Origin of the sequence: Mucilaginibacter pineti (assembly GCF_900101875.1) — a bacterium.
Classification (GTDB): Bacteria; Bacteroidota; Bacteroidia; order Sphingobacteriales; family Sphingobacteriaceae; genus Mucilaginibacter; species Mucilaginibacter pineti.
This window is the reverse complement of sequence record NZ_FNAI01000003.1, coordinates 406,574-422,512: the sequence shown is the minus strand read 5'-3', so window position 1 is coordinate 422,512 and position 15,939 is coordinate 406,574. Positions and strand designations below refer to the sequence as shown.

Sequence of the window (15,939 nt, the reverse complement as noted above, 5' to 3'; positions counted from 1 at the left end):
CTACAGCATCCTGACCAACAATTCGATGTCGTCAATGCTATAGCAGGCAAATTTTCCTGGATAGACCGCTTTTAACAAGCGGGCATAAGAGTGATTACTTTTGAAAAAATGGAGGCTTTTTTTAATCCCCCGATAGATCAGGCTATGTTTACGATCCGCTTCCTGCATTAAGAGTGCATATAGATCAGCTTTCCCGGGATTAAATCTCCGATATATATTAAGTAACTCTGCCCGTCGCTGTTCTCCTCCTCCCGAAGACTTATGCCCTTCATGGTACCGATACATCGACAAACATTTATCCACATATTCAAACGCAATGCCTTTTGATCTGCATCGTAAAAACCACTCCCAGTCAAAGGCATAATGCAATGTTTCATTTAATGGGCCAGTTATTTTCCAAACAGAACGCGTCCAGAAACTCGAGGGCTGGATTACATAATCAAAGGTACTGAGATCCAGTTTCTTTGAATCATTTGCGACATCGCTTCCCCAGGCATCCAGGGGGCCTCCAGGTTGTTTCCTGAAATGCAGGCAATCTCCTATGAATACCTTATCCCCTTTATCACGCACTATTTCTGCAACAGAAGACAATGCGCCCGGCATAAGCATGTCATCACTGTTTATCCACATCAGGATATCCCCGGTAGCTTTCCGAAATCCACTATTGATTGCCGCTGCCTGCCCGTTATCCTTTTCACTAATCCAATAAGTTATCTCGTTTTCATATTTCTTAATCACATCCACGGAATTATCTGTGCTCCCACCATCCATGATCAACAATTCAAGGTTTGGATAGCGCTGACCCAGGATAGATAGAATCGTTTCTTCCAATAAATGCGCCTGATTATAAGATGGTGTTACAATAGATATCTTAGAAAATACTGGCATTACGAGAGGCTATTTTCAGGATAAGGCAAAAGCGAATGGTGAATAAATATCGTATTTACAAATGTATCAGCATGAATATGGTATCCTTTGTTGAGGATCTTCGCTACCAGTGCATGATCTTTTTTGAATTCTCCGTAGGAAAACGTTTCAATACAGATTACCTTGGGCGGAAGGTTGTCAAAGTCTATAGAATCTATGATCTCTTCGTCAAGCCCTTCCGTATCAATAAACAGCAATACAGGTGGTTTCCCTCCAAAATTCGCCGCTATGACTTCTGTATAGGTTTGTACTTCAACATCAAGCGCGGGAAGAGGTTCCAGGCTATCCCGGTTTAAAAGATGCTGGTATTCTTTTTGCGAAAACGTATTGTATACCGAATCTGTGAAACGATAATATTTAATGATTCCACTACTGGCACCTATTCCGATATTTAAATTGATATCTTTTTTTCGGACAAGGCTGAGTCGTAAAAAATTTCCAGGATCGGGTTCGATATTGACCCCGGAAAATCCTTTTTCATAAAGCAGAGCGGTGTTGTTGAGACGGTAAGGGTCATTCGCGCCGATGTCAAGATAATTGACATTTTCCAGTTTAAAAATAAACAGCAGGGCCAGGATAATCTGGTCTTCGCCATATTGTGAAAATGACCTGGTTGTGCCTACTTCTTCCCGTCCATCGGGCTTGCTTTTCAATAGTGCTTTAAGTCGGTTATACATTAACTTCTAAAAAATACAGCTTCTAACTGCAACAATTTACCGGTATGCGGATCTTTATAGCCCGGTTCAATAACATACAGGTCAAAACCAAGTGCAAGTATTTTATGGAACATTTCATCAAACAACGGCTCTCCCTGATAAAGTTGAACAACCGAAAGTTCCACCTGAATGCCGAACAGCTGATCTACGATGTCGCGGCAACCATTAAGTATCCGAGCTTCATAACCCTGCGTATCAATCTTCAGTAAAGTACGATTGCCGGTTATGTTAAGTTCATTCCAAATGGCATCCAGTCTTTTGATCTGTACAGTTTCGTTGCCAACGTAGCCAATATCCTGGTTGTAACCAAGCGTTTCAGCGTTAAGGTTTAACAGTGAACTACTGAAAGAGTTAGCTGAAACGTTAATCGACAACTGTTCTTCACTTTCCCCAAGTCCAATATGATGGGCGGTCCATTGCTTATATTTACTTAATTTTTTATTTAATTTGTCAAATTCCCGCTTCATGGGTTCAAACGAAATAATCCTACATGAATAATTGGACAGCACACTTTCGGCATATTGCCCAGTGTTCGCCCCCACATCAAGGATACAATCAATTTGCTTTTGTCGAAAAATCTCTGTTCTATTGATAATAAGGCTTTGTTCAAAGTCCATTTCCGGGACGGGCCGCAATAAACGGGATAGCGCTGAGATCATTTGTGTTTTCATTTTAGCTTTAACGGGATTAATACAGAGCCGTATCCCCAGTACTGTGATAACCTCCTGTCATTTTCATCAAGTTTAACGATTTCAAAGCCCAGGCAATTTTCACACCTGTCATAAAATTTAACATTGGGCTGGGTAATATCCACGCTTAGGGCATAATTACCTATTGCCAGCTGCGAAACATCCAGCCCAAGACTCAATTTGTTCGATCCCGGTTTAACATTTATTTGCTGATCGTAATTTAGCGTACCTATAGACCCGAACCCAACTGGTACCCCCAGATTTGAGTTGACACGAACATCAATAGAAAGTCGGCAATTTAGTTTACTCCTGATTTCCATATTGATGATTGCCTCTTCCGAGTTCAGCAGGCTCGCATTTTCGAAACAGGCGCTGGAAACAAGCACTTCAGCTTCGGTGTCGGCATTTTCATACAAGGAGCCAGAATTCGTGGCAAGGTATTGTTCAATTACCGGTCCGTTCTCGCCAAATGAAATCAGTTCACCGTTCTCCAGCAACATACATTGCCTGCAAAGCTGCTGGATACTGCCAATATTATGACTAACGAACAATACCGTTCGTCCCTCACCTTTGCTAATCTCCCCCATTTTTCCCAGGCATTTGCTTTGAAATTCCGCATCTCCCACGGCCAATACTTCATCGACGATCAGAATCTCAGATTCCAGGTGCGCTGCTACTGCAAAGGCAAGCCGGACGTACATACCAGAGGAATATCTTTTGACAGGTGTATCTATGTACCTAGCCACACCTGAAAAATCTACAATCTCATCAAATTTGCGCCGGATTTCGGCTTTGCGCATGCCAAGAATGGCACCATTTAAAAAAATATTTTCCCGGCCCGTCAACTCAGGGTGAAAACCAGTGCCTACTTCAAGTAAGCTGGCAACCCTGCCTTTTATTTTAATTGAACCTGAAGTTGGTGCAGTTATACGGCTCAATATTTTAAGCAAAGTGCTTTTTCCTGCCCCGTTCCTGCCTATTATACCAATCGCGTCGCCCTGTTCTATTTCAAAATTAAGATCTTTCAGACTCAGTATAACATTGCCAAGTCCCTTCTCAGTCCGCTTGTTGATCTCGCCGATCTTTAAAAAAGGATCTTCCTTTCCCTGAACCCTGGCCCAGAAACGTTTCAGGTCATTAGCGATCGTACCAGTACCAACATCGCCCAGTTGATATGCTTTGTACAGTCCTTCAGCCCTTATAACTTTTGTCATCTGCCTATATTATTTCCTTAGTTTCCAGGCCAAAACACTTCGCCGGTAATTCACGGCAGGTCATGGCTTCGCCTCGTCAGTCACACTTTAAACTGCTTACAAATTGATTACCATACCTATCGTCATAGCACATAAGCGTACGATAACTTTCGTTATTGCAGACCACCTTGCTCACACCGCCTGCCGCCAGCAGAACGTCTAAAATAAGCAAACTTTGCCGTTTGCCAAGAACAATAGCAGCCTATTTACGCCCAATTTATAGCTGATATTCGTTATCTCTCTATGTATGAATATCTTTACGGCCAAACATGGGGCGTTTTTTATTCCTTAGGTTCAGAAAACCTTCGTTTCCGTAATTTATATCCCAAACGGATGGATGATTTTTCTATCGTAGCGTATAATATATACGAGATAAATAGTATAGACAAAAACGCAGGAACTATTGACAGAATATGCAAGCGACTACCCGACCACAAGCCGAATACGCCAAGGAGCTGCTCTAAAAAAGGTTGGTGAATAAGGTAGAAACTATAGCTGCATAACCCGGTGGATATTAAAAACTTCGACAAGATGTTATTTACATTGATGGACTTTGCATACAGTATCCAGTCAAAAAAAATGATCCAGGCAAGCGTTGCAAGGTAAAAAGAAAAATGAGCGGTGAAATGAAAGCCAACCGATAACGTCAGCATAAAAAAAGCAATTAAAAAATACAATATGCTGTTTTTTGAAATGAGTTGTTTACCTGGCAAAAATATAACCTCCGCATAATACGCCCCTGCTACCCACACATACCAGAGAAGCAATGTGTTTTTGCTATAAATATACAGGGTATTGAAATCGGCAAATAGAATACCAAGTGCAACCAATAAGATAGAACCGCCTGTAATCAGCATAAAACTTTTTTTGATACCGATTATCTTTCTGATATACAAAAACAAAGGGTAAATAAGGTAAAGCTGAACTTCCACTGCCAGGCTCCAATAGGCAGGATTGATGCTGTAAAAATATCGGTCACTTAAGTTATGCAACGTAAGGGTATGCAAAAGCAAATCTGTAAGATCTACTTTTCCTGCGTTTTTTACCAGAAAATGCCTGGCTATGATAAATACACACAAGCTAAACCAATAAGTTATATAAATTCGCCAAAACCGTTTACTGAAAAACGTCAAGCTGTTGAAAGACTCATTATTCTTGAGGAACCCAAGATGTATCAAAAAACCACTAATAATAAAAAATAAGGGAACCCCCGTCCAGCCAAGAGCCGTAGGGGAAAAATTGATCAGAATCATTTTGAGACTAAAGCCCGGCGCTGCGTAATTCATATCTGAAATGCCCGATCCATTCGCTCCAAAAAGTATAAGATGGCAATGAAACAAAAACACCAATATGATCGCTATGCCTCTTAGCAGGTCAATCTTCTTTAAATGATGAACCAATAATATCAAAATTATCACCTGAATCAGTCTTGCCATCCAGGTATTGAATAAAATAAACTAAAAGTACCTTTGAACGTTTTTACAGGTGGCGAAGTTACATTTCGTGGTTTTTTCTAAAAATCATATTTTTTCAAATTATACAACTACCTATAAAAATAAAAAAACATGAGATTAAAAGACTCGTAAAACGTACAGCCGAATTGTAAATAATAAGAATTTTACAGCCAAAGCAATTTCTTACAAAGATTGAATAATTAATTACATTTACCTATGATAAATGTGGATGATACCAAAACCAAAACAATATTAGGTGTTCAATATTTGAGAGGAATAGCTGCTATAAGTGTAGTTTTGTGTCACTTCGGTTCAGGCATTAAAAATTATCCGATGCTGGCACAGATTTTTAATGCAGGGCAAAACGGAGTACAGGTTTTCTTTTTAATAAGTGGTTTTATAATAATTTTCTCAATGAATGCAGAAAATTATAAAACAAATCAATTTTTTAGATTTTTAGTTAAACGAAGTATAAGAATAGATCCTTCATATTTTATCACCATTATTCTTACTATAGTTGTTTTTAAATGCTTATCAATGCTCCCATCCTTTAAGGGACAAAGCATACCTTTTATCCCCGAACAGTTTTTAGCCCATATTTTTTATATAGTACCGTTCACAAAGTATCCATTTTATAACCATGTTTTTTGGACACTTTGCATTGAATTTCAATTTTACCTGCTTATTGGTTTAATTTATTTTCTTAATAACAGCTCGCTTTATAAAATGTCTTTTTTAATATTATTTAGTTTAACATGTTTAATTCCAATCTCCAATAGTTATTATTTAGTTTTTACCTATGCTCCTATTTTTTCATTAGGCATATCTCTTGTATCTCTTTTAAAAAAGGGAAGTGTAGTAAATTACCTTGTACCATTAATCTTATTAGCTTTTATCTTAATTAAATTTGGTGTGTTATTGTTCGTTATCCTTTTTATAACATCTATTATTATATTAACCTTTACAATTGAAATAAAACCGCTTTTCTTTTTAGGGAAAATTTCTTATTCGCTTTATTTAACACATAGCCTGATACAGATCATAACCGCTGGCCTATTGAAAAGATTATTTATAAAACCTTTACTAAATGAGTTAGTAGCTCTCTTAGTTGAAATTATTGTTGCAATATTAACCGGTTACATATTTTATTTATTGATAGAAAAGCCATCCAAAATAGTTTCAAAAAAAATAAAATATGCTAATAATGATCAAACAGCATTGGTTATTAATATACCCGTAGATCTCTGATGCTCTCTGCAATATACTGAATGTAGTTTGGTAATTTGTTCATCGGCACACATCTGCCACATCACCGCTTAAACAACCAAAGCGCAGAATAGGAAAATTGTCAAGAGCCGCGGCGATAGATGCGGTTTTATTATACTCTTGACTGTTTTCCCGTGTCGCTAACTTGTAGATGTGGTGTTGTGGCTATTTTATGTGCGGCTAAGATATAGGCACGCGGAGAAACGAATATTTGCCTGTGTGCGGCAGCATGGCTAGCTGCGAAATGAAACCCGGTGCGTAACGCATAGTGCAACGTAATAGCCTGCCGTAGCGGCCCTGGCAATTCAAATCGTAAGTGGTATAACAAAATGCCATGCAGCAAATAATCCCATGTAGATTTTTCCAAAAAGTATTGTCTTAGTGTATAGCTGGAAACGATAGGGCCAACAAAGAAAATAGTAAACAACAGGCAAACGATTAATGCGGGCCAAATCCTTAAAAGCCGCATTACAATAAACTTGAACGCATTTGAATTTATAAAGCTTGCAGTTATAAAAACCCCACTTAGATAGAAAAATACATATACAGCCAAACTGCCAGAAGCCTGTCTGACTTGTTGAAGTGGGTTTGTGTCCCTTTGGTCGGATTTAAAAAGATAATATGCGTGAAATACTATTACAGATAAAGAACAAATGAGCCTAATGAGATCAAAATTATTATTCTCTCTTTTTAGTACATGGCTTAGATTTACTTTACTGATTTTAAAAGCATAAAACAAACCTAAGATAAATTCAATAGGTTAAAGCAATAAATTGAAAAGCCCCATTAAGCTAAACGCTCAATGAGGCTTTAAAAATACATACGGGCTTTAATTTTAGCTGAATTTTCATTTAAAAATTTTTAGCATATTAGCTCCCCAAATACCCCTCCGCTGATCGCATAATTAGCTCTTTTTTTTCTGTAAGAGTATATCGATCTCAACTGAGAGCTTTTTCTCTAATATTTCTCCTTCAAAGCCGATAGTTCTGTATTGCATTAAACCGTCCTGATCTAACACTGCAATGGTTGGAATTACTGTAAAACCAACCTTTTCGCCAATATCTTTGTCTTTGTTATAGTATATTGGGAAGGTGTATTGTTGATTTTTCTTTGCCCATTGTTGCGCATCTGCAAGAGTATTGTTTGATCCGCTGTTTACCACCATAAATATCACCTTGGGGTTATCTTTATATTTTTCATACACCTTGTGCAGGTAAGGCAGCTCCTGCATGCAGGGCACACACCACGTTGCCCAAAAGTCGAGCACTACAATTTTACCTTTCATTATTTCGGGTGCTATTGCGTTGCCATCCAGATCTACAAGACCAGATAGATCCGGATGGGGCTTATTCATAAGCTCTTTTTTAAGTTTGGCCGTTAGCTGTGCTGTTTCCAAAGCGGCCAGCTCATCTACCTTGGTAGCAAATTCCGTTTCAGAATTATTAAACTTTAAAAAGTTGTTTTTTGCTGTCCTGAGCACAACAGTATCTGTCGGATTCTTTAAAAGCAGTTTCCATAAAGCATCAAACGCCTTTTGATTATTATTGGTTTGTTGATAAACGGATGCTACGTTAAGCAGCCCTTCCCTGCTATCTGCATAAGTCATGGCCCGGGCAGCAGCGCTTAAAGCAGCCTTTTGGTCGCCTTGATATAATTTATTTAAAGCTATGATAGATACTAACGTGCACTTAGCATCGGCAACAGCCTGCGCCCTTGTGCTATCTGCTACAAATGATGGTATATAGCCGTACTCGGGGAAATACCTGATGATACCTACCGGCCATTGAACAGCCATTGTTAATGACTTTTGGGCATAATTGATAGCAGCCGCGGGTGCAACCTTATATTCGGTTAGTTTGGCGGCAATATCCTTTAAAGTTTCGGGTGTATATGGATTGGTTTTTGCAACCAGCTTAGCTGCATGCCTTAAAGCTTTTACCGAATCTTTGATCAAAGCATAATGTTCAAACAGCATTTGATGTATACTTGTTGAACCTTCCTCACCGGGCCTTTCACCTTTTTTAAGTAATTTTTCCAATTTAGCGGTCCGTCCGATACTGTCTTTGTCTTGCGCGATAATTGATGCCCTTCGATCTATGGATACATCGGCATTTGGAAAACGGTTCATAATAACCTGACGCACCGAATCCACCCTTGTTTTTTCGCCGATCATAAGGTACCCCATGGTAACCAGGTTAATATTGCCGCCAAAAGTTGGATTTTCTTCAAGCTTTGCAGCAATAACCTTTCGGACCTCATTACGGTACTTCAGCTTTTCCGGGGCGGTTTTGGCACGCAGTATTTTGGTTTGCAGCAAAGCCACCTTCGCCTCATAATTATTGGGGTAGTTTTTAAGTTCCTGCTCCTGAAGGTCTTGCTTCAGGGCTTGCAGATCAGCAGCTTTGGGCATTTGTGCTGATAAGCTGTAAGATTCATGCAATAACCCGCTCTTTACCCGTTTATCCCCATTATATACGGCTATCGAAAAGTGCCTGTCGGCAGGTTTCTCTACAATATCCCCGCTTTGCAGATAAAAGGTGGCAAAGGTTGCATAGCGCTGCGGCACAAATGTGGCTACCCAGTCGTCCCCATTTTTTTTCATGGGCATTTTCCAAGGTAATTCGTAAAAGGTAGAATAGGTGAACACGATGTTAACAGCCGCCGCATCTTTACTGATTTTGGCTCCGGGAGCATTGGTATGATAGGTTATAGTCACCGGCATTCCCCGCTGCGGCTTATCGGGCTGGATTATTAATACCTGGGCTTGTGCCCGGCCGAAACCGAGCACAAACAGGCATATTATATAAAATGATCTGGTCATGAGATTTAATTTAATTATAACCTGGATTTTGAACCATATTGGGATTGGTACGCATGGCCTCTGTTGGAATAGGGAACAACGCTGCTGTAGATTTCCAGTTAGTTTTGATTAAAGGCAGTACATCATCAGCACGGCTTTTATCGCCGGCACCTGTAACGCTTTTCCAGCGTTTTAAGTCGAACCAGCGGTGTCCCCATTCTGCAAAAAGCTCTACCCGGCGTTCTTGCTCAACCATTGTCATACCAACTGCGATGGATGCGGGTGTACTTAATGCAGTCAAACCGGCACGATCACGGATCACATTCAGATCGTCTTTACCATCGCTTAACTTGGATTGCTGTATCCGGGCCTCTCCGCGGATAAGGTAAGCTTCCGCAAAGCGCAGCACCATGGAGTATTCGGTAGCCGCCGCACCGCTTGCGCCTACCCTCACTTTGTACTTAAACGGATAATAATAAGTAACCGGCGGAGTGGCGGTATTAGTATAACTACCAACCCAGTTGGCATAGCGCCTGTCGCCGGCCTCAAAGGCATTGGCTAACCCATTTGGACCCGTAGTTAACCGGTAATACGGGGTAGACGCGGGCACCATCAGATTACCTTCCCAGGTGTTGCGGCCACCTAAGGTATTAACCACCTGCAGTTGCCAAACGGCTTCGCTGCTATTTTTCAGAAAAGCTTTGCTCATGCTGGCCGCATTAGTCTGATCCGGGTTTTTCAGCAGGCTGTAATCTGCGTTATTGATAACTTCAGTAGCCTCTGTTTCGGCCTGCCCATTATTTCCGGTATATAAATAAGCTCTGGCCAGCAAAAGCGTAGCCGCTGTTTTATTAGGACGGGTCCGTTCCTGATTACCAGGATAAGCGTTTATCAATAACTTTTTAGCTTCAACCAAATCGGCTATCACAGCGGCATAAACATCGGCCTTAGGAGTTCTTTTTAAATTGCTGTTCGATGGTACATCAGCAGTCAGGATCAGCGGTACATCACCAAACATATTGGTAAGGTAAAAGTGACAAAACGCACGTACAAAATGTGCTTCGCCCAGGAGTTGATTTTTAGTGGCGGCCGATAAAGTAGTTGATGCCGTAACACCTTTGATGATGGCGTTTGAACGATATATAAAATCGTAAGGCTGCGACCATAATATGCCCACATAAGTATTATCGGGTGATATCGCATTGTTTTTAAACTCATCAAAACTTGCGAACGTTGCAGCGTAAGCAAACTCATCGGCGCTCATGGCACCCATAAATGTGGTGAGCACGTTGGCAAACTGGTAGTTATACGCGTTCATATCGCTGTAAACACCCACCATTGCGGCAGTAGCGGTGGCATCGCTCACAAAAACACTTGAACTAACCAGCTGATCTTTAGGATTTTCTATATCTACATACTTATTGCAGGATACCGTTGAGCTTAACAGCACAACTCCTATGATATAATATAATGCTTTCATTGTTTTAATTTTTGGAGGTTAAAATGTAGCCTGTAAACCAGCTGTATATACACTTAAAGGAGGCAATGCAGATCCTTTTGTTTCAGGGTCGAACCCTTTATATTTGGTTATGGTGAACAGGTTTTGGCCCTGTACATAAACCGACAGGTTTTTTAGTTTAAGACTTTTAACCAGGTTAGCAAAATTGTACTTTAACGATACGTTTTTTAAACGGATGAAAGATGCATCGACCCAGTTAGCACTCGACAAACGGTAACCATCCTGGTAAGCCGTATAAGTATCTGTTCCTGCTGTTGCCGTAGCTCCGGGAATGTTACTTGGATCACCCGGTTGTTTCCATCGGTTTAAAACACCTGCCTCCGAGTTTTGTAATATACCATTAGGATAGGACAAGTAGCCGTAATTAAGTCCCGGGCCTTTTTGTTTCACAAACTGGAAGAAGAAGTTGAAGCTAAAGCTGTTATAAGTAAAACTATTTTGAATACCACCATAAAAGTTAGGGGTAGTGCTGCCCAGCGTAACCAGATCGGGATCATCAATTACACCGTTATTATTAAGATCCTTAAATTGCGGCACGCCGGTTTGCGGGTTCAGGCCTGTAAAATCATAGCCCCGTACAATGTTCAATGGCTGACCGATCACGTATTTCTCTGCATCCGCCGAATTAGCCAGATCAGGATAGGCCAGCAACTTTGTACGCGCAAAAGTCATGTTAAATGAAGTATTCCAGTTGAAGTTTTTTTGTTGAACGTTGGTGGTATTCAACTCAAATTCCCAGCCGGTGTTTTGAACCAGTGCAGGCAAATTAGCAGTGTAGCTGGTAAAGCCCGACTGTGAGGACAATGTGTAGCCTACCAACTGATTATCCGAACGGTTACGGTAGTAATTCACGGTGAGTAATATCCTGTCGTTCAGGAAACCAAGATCTAAACCACCTTCTATTTTCCTGTTCACTTCCCAGCTGTAATTGGGGTTTGGAAAACGGCTTGGATATAAAGTACCTGATCCGCCGTAAGGAAAACTTGCCGGCGACCAGCTATCCAGGTATTGGTAATCACCAATCTGATCATTACCCACCACGCCAAAGCTTCCTCTTAACTTCCCAAAACTTAAAAAGCCGAGGGTGTTCTTAATGAAAGATTCGTTGCTGAATAACCAGGCCGCGCCAACGGCACCAAAATTACCAAAGCGCTTGTTGGGGCCAAATCTCGAAGAACCATCCCTACGGAAAGTTCCATTTACAATATACTTTTCGTCCCAGTTATAAGTTACCCTTCCGAATATGGAAGTATACCTGTATTTTACATAATTGTAAGTTCTGGCTGTTACTGATGTGGCAGCAAGTACATCTTCCAACTGCTCGTCGCTTGCGTAACCACTACCAATAAGGGATTGTCCGGTAGTTACGCTTTGCTGCCAGGTACCACCTACAAGTGCGTTGAATGTACCCTTGCCAATTTTACGTGTATAGTCCAGCTGAGGCTCTACGATATACGAACTCAGATCATTATTGCCATAATAAGCCTGACTGCCGGAATAGGTAGCAGGGTTAAAGCTGGGTTGTGGATAGGTTTGCGTTTGTTTAATGCCCATTTGTGTAAAACCGGCAGTAGTTTTAATGTTTAAACCAGGTAGGATCATATAACTGATGGCCGTATTCCCAAACAACGTATGCGTTTGTGAATCGCTGCTGCGCGACAGAAAAGCCAATGGATTTTGCTGGTTACCATACCAGTAATAGTCGCCATTGGCATCATAAACAGGATAGTTTGGCGGTAAGTTGTAATACTGCGCTATATCGGTAGCAATGGTGTTATTTTGGTCGGATGTATATTTTACGGACGCGTTTATTTTGAACTTGCCATCAACAGATTGGTGATTGAGTGATAAATTTAACGCGCCTCTTTTATAACCCAGGTCGCCGGGAAGAACGATCTTTTCATTTCGTAAGGTTCCGCTGATCAGAAAATTAGTTTGCTCGTTACCACCTCTTATTGAAGCCGAAACCTGGGTTAAATTGGCCGATCTTCCTAACAGCTTTTTTTGCCAGTTTTGATTGAGTGTTGGGTCCCATGATAACAAATCAGGCGCATTATCTACCGTTGGTGTTACCTGGTCGTTGGCAAAAGCCTCTTTACGTAAAGCCAGGTAATCCGTAGTGTTAAGCATATCTACCATATGGTTAACTTTAGATATCCCGCTGTATACATCAAAATTAAACTCGGGCTTGCCAGCCTTACCTTGTTTGGTAGTAATTAATATAACACCATTGGCACCACGTGAACCATAAATGGCTGTAGCGTCGGCATCTTTTAATATGTCTATCCGTTCTATATCACCAGGATTAATGCTGCTTAAAGGGCTCTGGCTACCATTGGCTCCATCAAACTGGCTCAGGCTGGTAGATATAAAGGGCACACCATCAACAATATATAAGGGGTCATTCCCGCCGGAAATAGAGTTCTGCCCGCGCAGATGAACATTATAGCCAGAACCTGGGTATCCCGTTACTGACGAAATATCCAAACCGGCTACCCTACCCTGTAATGCAGCCAAAGGATCTGTAACCGGCTGTGATCCTATATCCTTAGCAGTTAAAGAGGAAACAGAACCTGTGTTGTTTCTTTTAGTTGTAGTACCATATCCAATGATTACTACAGCATCAAGTGTACCTACACCTGTCTTCATAGTAACGTCTATCGCCTGTGTGCCATTTACTGCTTTTTCAATGGTGGTAAAGCCGATAAAACTAAATACCAGCACATCATTTTGCGATGCCTGAATAGTAAACGCGCCATTCAGATCGGTAATTGTGCCTGTTGATTTTCCTTTTACCTTGATAGAAACTCCCGGCAGCGGTTCGCCACTTTCATCCCGCACGGTACCGCTTACCGGTTCAATGCCGGCCTCCTTTTCAGTTTTTTGCTGGTCGTTCTTAAAAATAATAATACTGTTATTGGTTTGTTTGTAAGCGAGGCCTGTACCTTGCAATAACGCATCAAGCACCTCCTGTACGCTGCGTGTTTGCGGACTAAGGCTGATGTTTTTTGCTGAACTGATTTCGCTTTTACGGAAAGCAAACCTAAAGTCGGATTGACTTTCAATTTTTGTGAAAGCTGTTTGGAGGTCGGCCTGCGACAAACCAAAGGATACTTTAACCTCCGATAATGTTTGGGCCCTTACCGTTGAGGCATTTATACTGCTCACAGCAAACAGCAGGCTTATCCATATGATCGCATTAACTTTCATAAAAAAACTAACTCTTTTTAAAATAAATGGGGCATAAGCAGGCCATAACCTACTTGCATAAAGCGTAGAATTGTAATACATTGCATTGGTTTTACGTTGTTTGAGAAATAAATTTAAGACCGTTTAGTAAGCCCTGGTTACCGCCGGGGTTTACTTTTTTATGTCATTTGTAATAGTGTTTTTTTTATTTAATCATATTTAGGGGTTTTGATTGTTAACTAACTACGTGTGTATCTTTTATCAGCAACCCGGTCCGTCAATAATTACCACACCGTTTTTAAGTTCAAGTTTAGCGCCGGTGATATCACTTAATACGCTCAGCACCTGCCCTATCCCGTTCCTATTCAGGAAAGCCGCCGTGAACCGGCAAGCTTTAACCTTGTCGTTTTTAAATAATATGTTCACACCATAACGTTTGGCCACCATGCCGGCGGCTTCGGCCAGGGTAATATCATCCATGATCAGATCATTATCTTTCCATGTGGTTACGGTGCTGGCATCTATTTCCTGTTTGCTTGGGACGCTTAGGTCGGGTGTCCATCGCAATTGCTGGTTGCGTGTTAATATCGCCAGCGTTCTATCAGCTTCCTGCACCAGAACCCTTCCGCGGCTTACTGTTACGGTTACCTTAGCATTTGCTTTATAGGCAGATATATCGAAAGCGGTGCCTAAAACAGTAGTCGTTATTTTTCCGGTATGAATAATGAAAGGATGAGCGGCATCGTGCTTTACGTCAAAATAGGCTTCACCGCTTAGGGTTACCTCACGGGTAGTTTTACCTGCAAAACTATCGGGATAGTCTAAATGACTGTTATTATTAAGCTGTACTGAGGTGCCATCTGGTAATTTGATCCACTTGCGGCCGCTTTGCTGTGGGGGTTTTACGGTATTGGTTTTGACCGCCAGGGGCTGGCCGATTCTTACTGCGGGTTTTAACATATAGAAGCTTATACCGCATAGTAGCAGTGATGTGGCGGCGACAGCCAGCCATTTTAATGGCCTGCTGTTATTTTTTACAATACCTGCCTGTAGCCTTATTTTTTTATATAGCGCGGCCTGGTCAAAAGTGTGGTTTGTAACTGTTACCTTTAAATATTCTGTTTCTTTCATGGCAGCTTCCCACTCATCCGCATAGCTACCGGCATTTATATACGCCAGAACCTGCACCTTTTCTTCGTTAGTGCATTGATTGGATATGAAGTTTAAGAAAAGCTGTTTAACGGATGCGTCCAAATTCTTTCTTGTTTTAAGCATTACACTTAACAAGAACAGAACATTTACTTTACATTAAAATAAATTTATTTTTTTATTAATAAAAGCAAAAACAGTGCACCATGACGGATCATGTAAGCTTTGATAAACTTGATTGCCTTTACCATCTGGCTATTTACGGTACTACTGCTGATGCCTAATTTTTCGGCAGCCTGTTTATATGAATAACCATCATTGCGGCACATATCATATATCAGTTTACGCTGGGGTGGTAACTGGTTTATGGCATCGATGATAAAACCTGATGTTTGTTTACGCTGTGTATATTGATGCGCATCCTCAGCCAGATCAATACTATACATAGCTATTTCATCCGTGATCCAGGTTTCGCGCGAAGCACGGCGAATCATATTCAATGAGGTGTTTCTGGCTATGGTAAAAAGAAAGGGGAGTAAAGATCGGTCGGTTTGTAAGAACGCCGTGGATTCCCACAATTTTACAAAAGTGTCCTGAACAACATCTTCGGTTAATACAGGAGATTTCAGGATACTTAAGACAAACGCATATATCCTTTTCACATATAAATTATATAAATGCGAGAAAGCCTGCTCATCCTGCTCCTTGAGTTTCCTGATTAATTCGAGCTCCCTATCCTGATCAATCCGCATAGTCTACAAATTTAGTAGATTTTATTTTATTTCAATCCTTTTCGTTGATATTGATGCACAATTTAATGATTTTTGTGTAAAAACGGTGATGATATGAGCGTGATCAAGGTTTTATTGTATTCCACTATCAATTGTTGGTAAGCTAAAAAAGAACGAATAGACAAATTCTTGGTTGAAAACCAGCCATTAGGAATACGGAGTGCACGCGTTTGAGTAGATTTGTTC

The 15,939-nt window shown here is 40.8% G+C and carries 12 protein-coding genes; 1 reads left to right on the top strand and 11 read right to left on the bottom strand.

Annotation, left to right across the window (positions count from 1 at the left end):
* The 5 genes from BLS59_RS09995 to BLS59_RS09975 form a co-directional block, all read right to left on the bottom strand.
* On the bottom strand, window positions 1-888 hold the full coding sequence (locus BLS59_RS09995) for a glycosyltransferase family 2 protein (protein WP_091148523.1): 888 nt from the start codon (window positions 886-888) through the stop codon (window positions 1-3).
* Complete coding sequence (locus BLS59_RS09990; RefSeq protein WP_091148521.1) at window positions 888-1,604, bottom strand: FkbM family methyltransferase; 717 nt, start codon at window positions 1,602-1,604, stop codon at window positions 888-890. The genes BLS59_RS09995 and BLS59_RS09990 overlap by 1 nt, the downstream gene beginning before the upstream one ends.
* Window positions 1,604-2,260: an FkbM family methyltransferase gene (locus BLS59_RS09985; protein ID WP_240315214.1), complete on the bottom strand. Its 657-nt coding sequence runs from the start codon at window positions 2,258-2,260 to the stop codon at window positions 1,604-1,606. Before BLS59_RS09985 ends, BLS59_RS09990 begins: the two co-directional genes overlap by 1 nt.
* 50 nt (window positions 2,261-2,310) lie before the next feature.
* Window positions 2,311-3,546, bottom strand: coding sequence for an ABC transporter ATP-binding protein (locus BLS59_RS09980; protein WP_091148515.1), 1,236 nt, complete (start codon window positions 3,544-3,546; stop codon window positions 2,311-2,313).
* A 320-nt stretch (window positions 3,547-3,866) separates the two neighbouring features.
* Window positions 3,867-5,021: an acyltransferase family protein gene (locus BLS59_RS09975; protein WP_091148512.1), complete on the bottom strand. Its 1,155-nt coding sequence runs from the start codon at window positions 5,019-5,021 to the stop codon at window positions 3,867-3,869.
* A gap of 234 nt (window positions 5,022-5,255) precedes the next feature.
* On the opposite strand from BLS59_RS09975, the gene BLS59_RS09970 reads away from it, so the two are divergent.
* Complete coding sequence (locus BLS59_RS09970) at window positions 5,256-6,287, top strand: acyltransferase family protein (RefSeq protein ID WP_091148510.1); 1,032 nt, start codon at window positions 5,256-5,258, stop codon at window positions 6,285-6,287.
* Window positions 6,288-6,417: 130 nt separating this feature from the next.
* Here the strand turns inward: BLS59_RS09970 and BLS59_RS32685 are convergent, their stop codons facing one another.
* From BLS59_RS32685 to BLS59_RS09940, 6 genes are all read right to left on the bottom strand, one after another.
* Entirely contained in the window at window positions 6,418-7,044 is a 627-nt protein-coding gene (locus BLS59_RS32685) for an acyltransferase family protein (protein WP_162842604.1), read from the bottom strand.
* Between the two features lie 165 nt (window positions 7,045-7,209).
* Window positions 7,210-9,126, bottom strand: coding sequence for a TlpA family protein disulfide reductase (locus BLS59_RS09960; protein ID WP_091148506.1), 1,917 nt, complete (start codon window positions 9,124-9,126; stop codon window positions 7,210-7,212).
* A gap of 10 nt (window positions 9,127-9,136) precedes the next feature.
* Complete coding sequence (locus BLS59_RS09955; RefSeq protein WP_091148504.1) at window positions 9,137-10,585, bottom strand: RagB/SusD family nutrient uptake outer membrane protein; 1,449 nt, start codon at window positions 10,583-10,585, stop codon at window positions 9,137-9,139.
* Window positions 10,586-10,603: 18 nt separating this feature from the next.
* A complete protein-coding gene (locus BLS59_RS09950) occupies window positions 10,604-13,834 on the bottom strand; it encodes a TonB-dependent receptor (protein ID WP_240315206.1) in 3,231 nt (1,076 codons plus the stop codon).
* A 240-nt stretch (window positions 13,835-14,074) separates the two neighbouring features.
* Entirely contained in the window at window positions 14,075-15,067 is a 993-nt protein-coding gene (locus BLS59_RS09945; protein WP_091148798.1) for a FecR family protein, read from the bottom strand.
* Between the two features lie 65 nt (window positions 15,068-15,132).
* A complete protein-coding gene (locus tag BLS59_RS09940) occupies window positions 15,133-15,714 on the bottom strand; it encodes an RNA polymerase sigma factor (protein ID WP_091148499.1) in 582 nt (193 codons plus the stop codon).
* Window positions 15,715-15,939 lie beyond the last annotated feature (225 nt).

Excerpts from the sequence above, each read along its gene's own strand:
- BLS59_RS09990 (WP_091148521.1), bottom strand. The coding sequence starts at position 1,604 with ATGTATAACCGACTTAAAGCACTATTGAAAAGCAAGCCCGATGGACGG.
- BLS59_RS09995 (WP_091148523.1), bottom strand. The coding sequence starts at position 888 with ATGCCAGTATTTTCTAAGATATCTATTGTAACACCATCTTATAATCAG.
- BLS59_RS09960 (WP_091148506.1), bottom strand. The coding sequence starts at position 9,126 with ATGACCAGATCATTTTATATAATATGCCTGTTTGTGCTCGGTTTCGGC.
- BLS59_RS09940 (WP_091148499.1), bottom strand. The coding sequence starts at position 15,714 with ATGCGGATTGATCAGGATAGGGAGCTCGAATTAATCAGGAAACTCAAG.
- BLS59_RS09950 (WP_240315206.1), bottom strand. The coding sequence starts at position 13,834 with ATGAAAGTTAATGCGATCATATGGATAAGCCTGCTGTTTGCTGTGAGC.
- BLS59_RS09970 (WP_091148510.1), top strand. The coding sequence starts at position 5,256 with ATGATAAATGTGGATGATACCAAAACCAAAACAATATTAGGTGTTCAA.
- BLS59_RS09980 (WP_091148515.1), bottom strand. The coding sequence starts at position 3,546 with ATGACAAAAGTTATAAGGGCTGAAGGACTGTACAAAGCATATCAACTG.
- BLS59_RS09955 (WP_091148504.1), bottom strand. The coding sequence starts at position 10,585 with ATGAAAGCATTATATTATATCATAGGAGTTGTGCTGTTAAGCTCAACG.
- BLS59_RS09985 (WP_240315214.1), bottom strand. The coding sequence starts at position 2,260 with ATGGACTTTGAACAAAGCCTTATTATCAATAGAACAGAGATTTTTCGA.
- BLS59_RS09975 (WP_091148512.1), bottom strand. The coding sequence starts at position 5,021 with ATGGCAAGACTGATTCAGGTGATAATTTTGATATTATTGGTTCATCAT.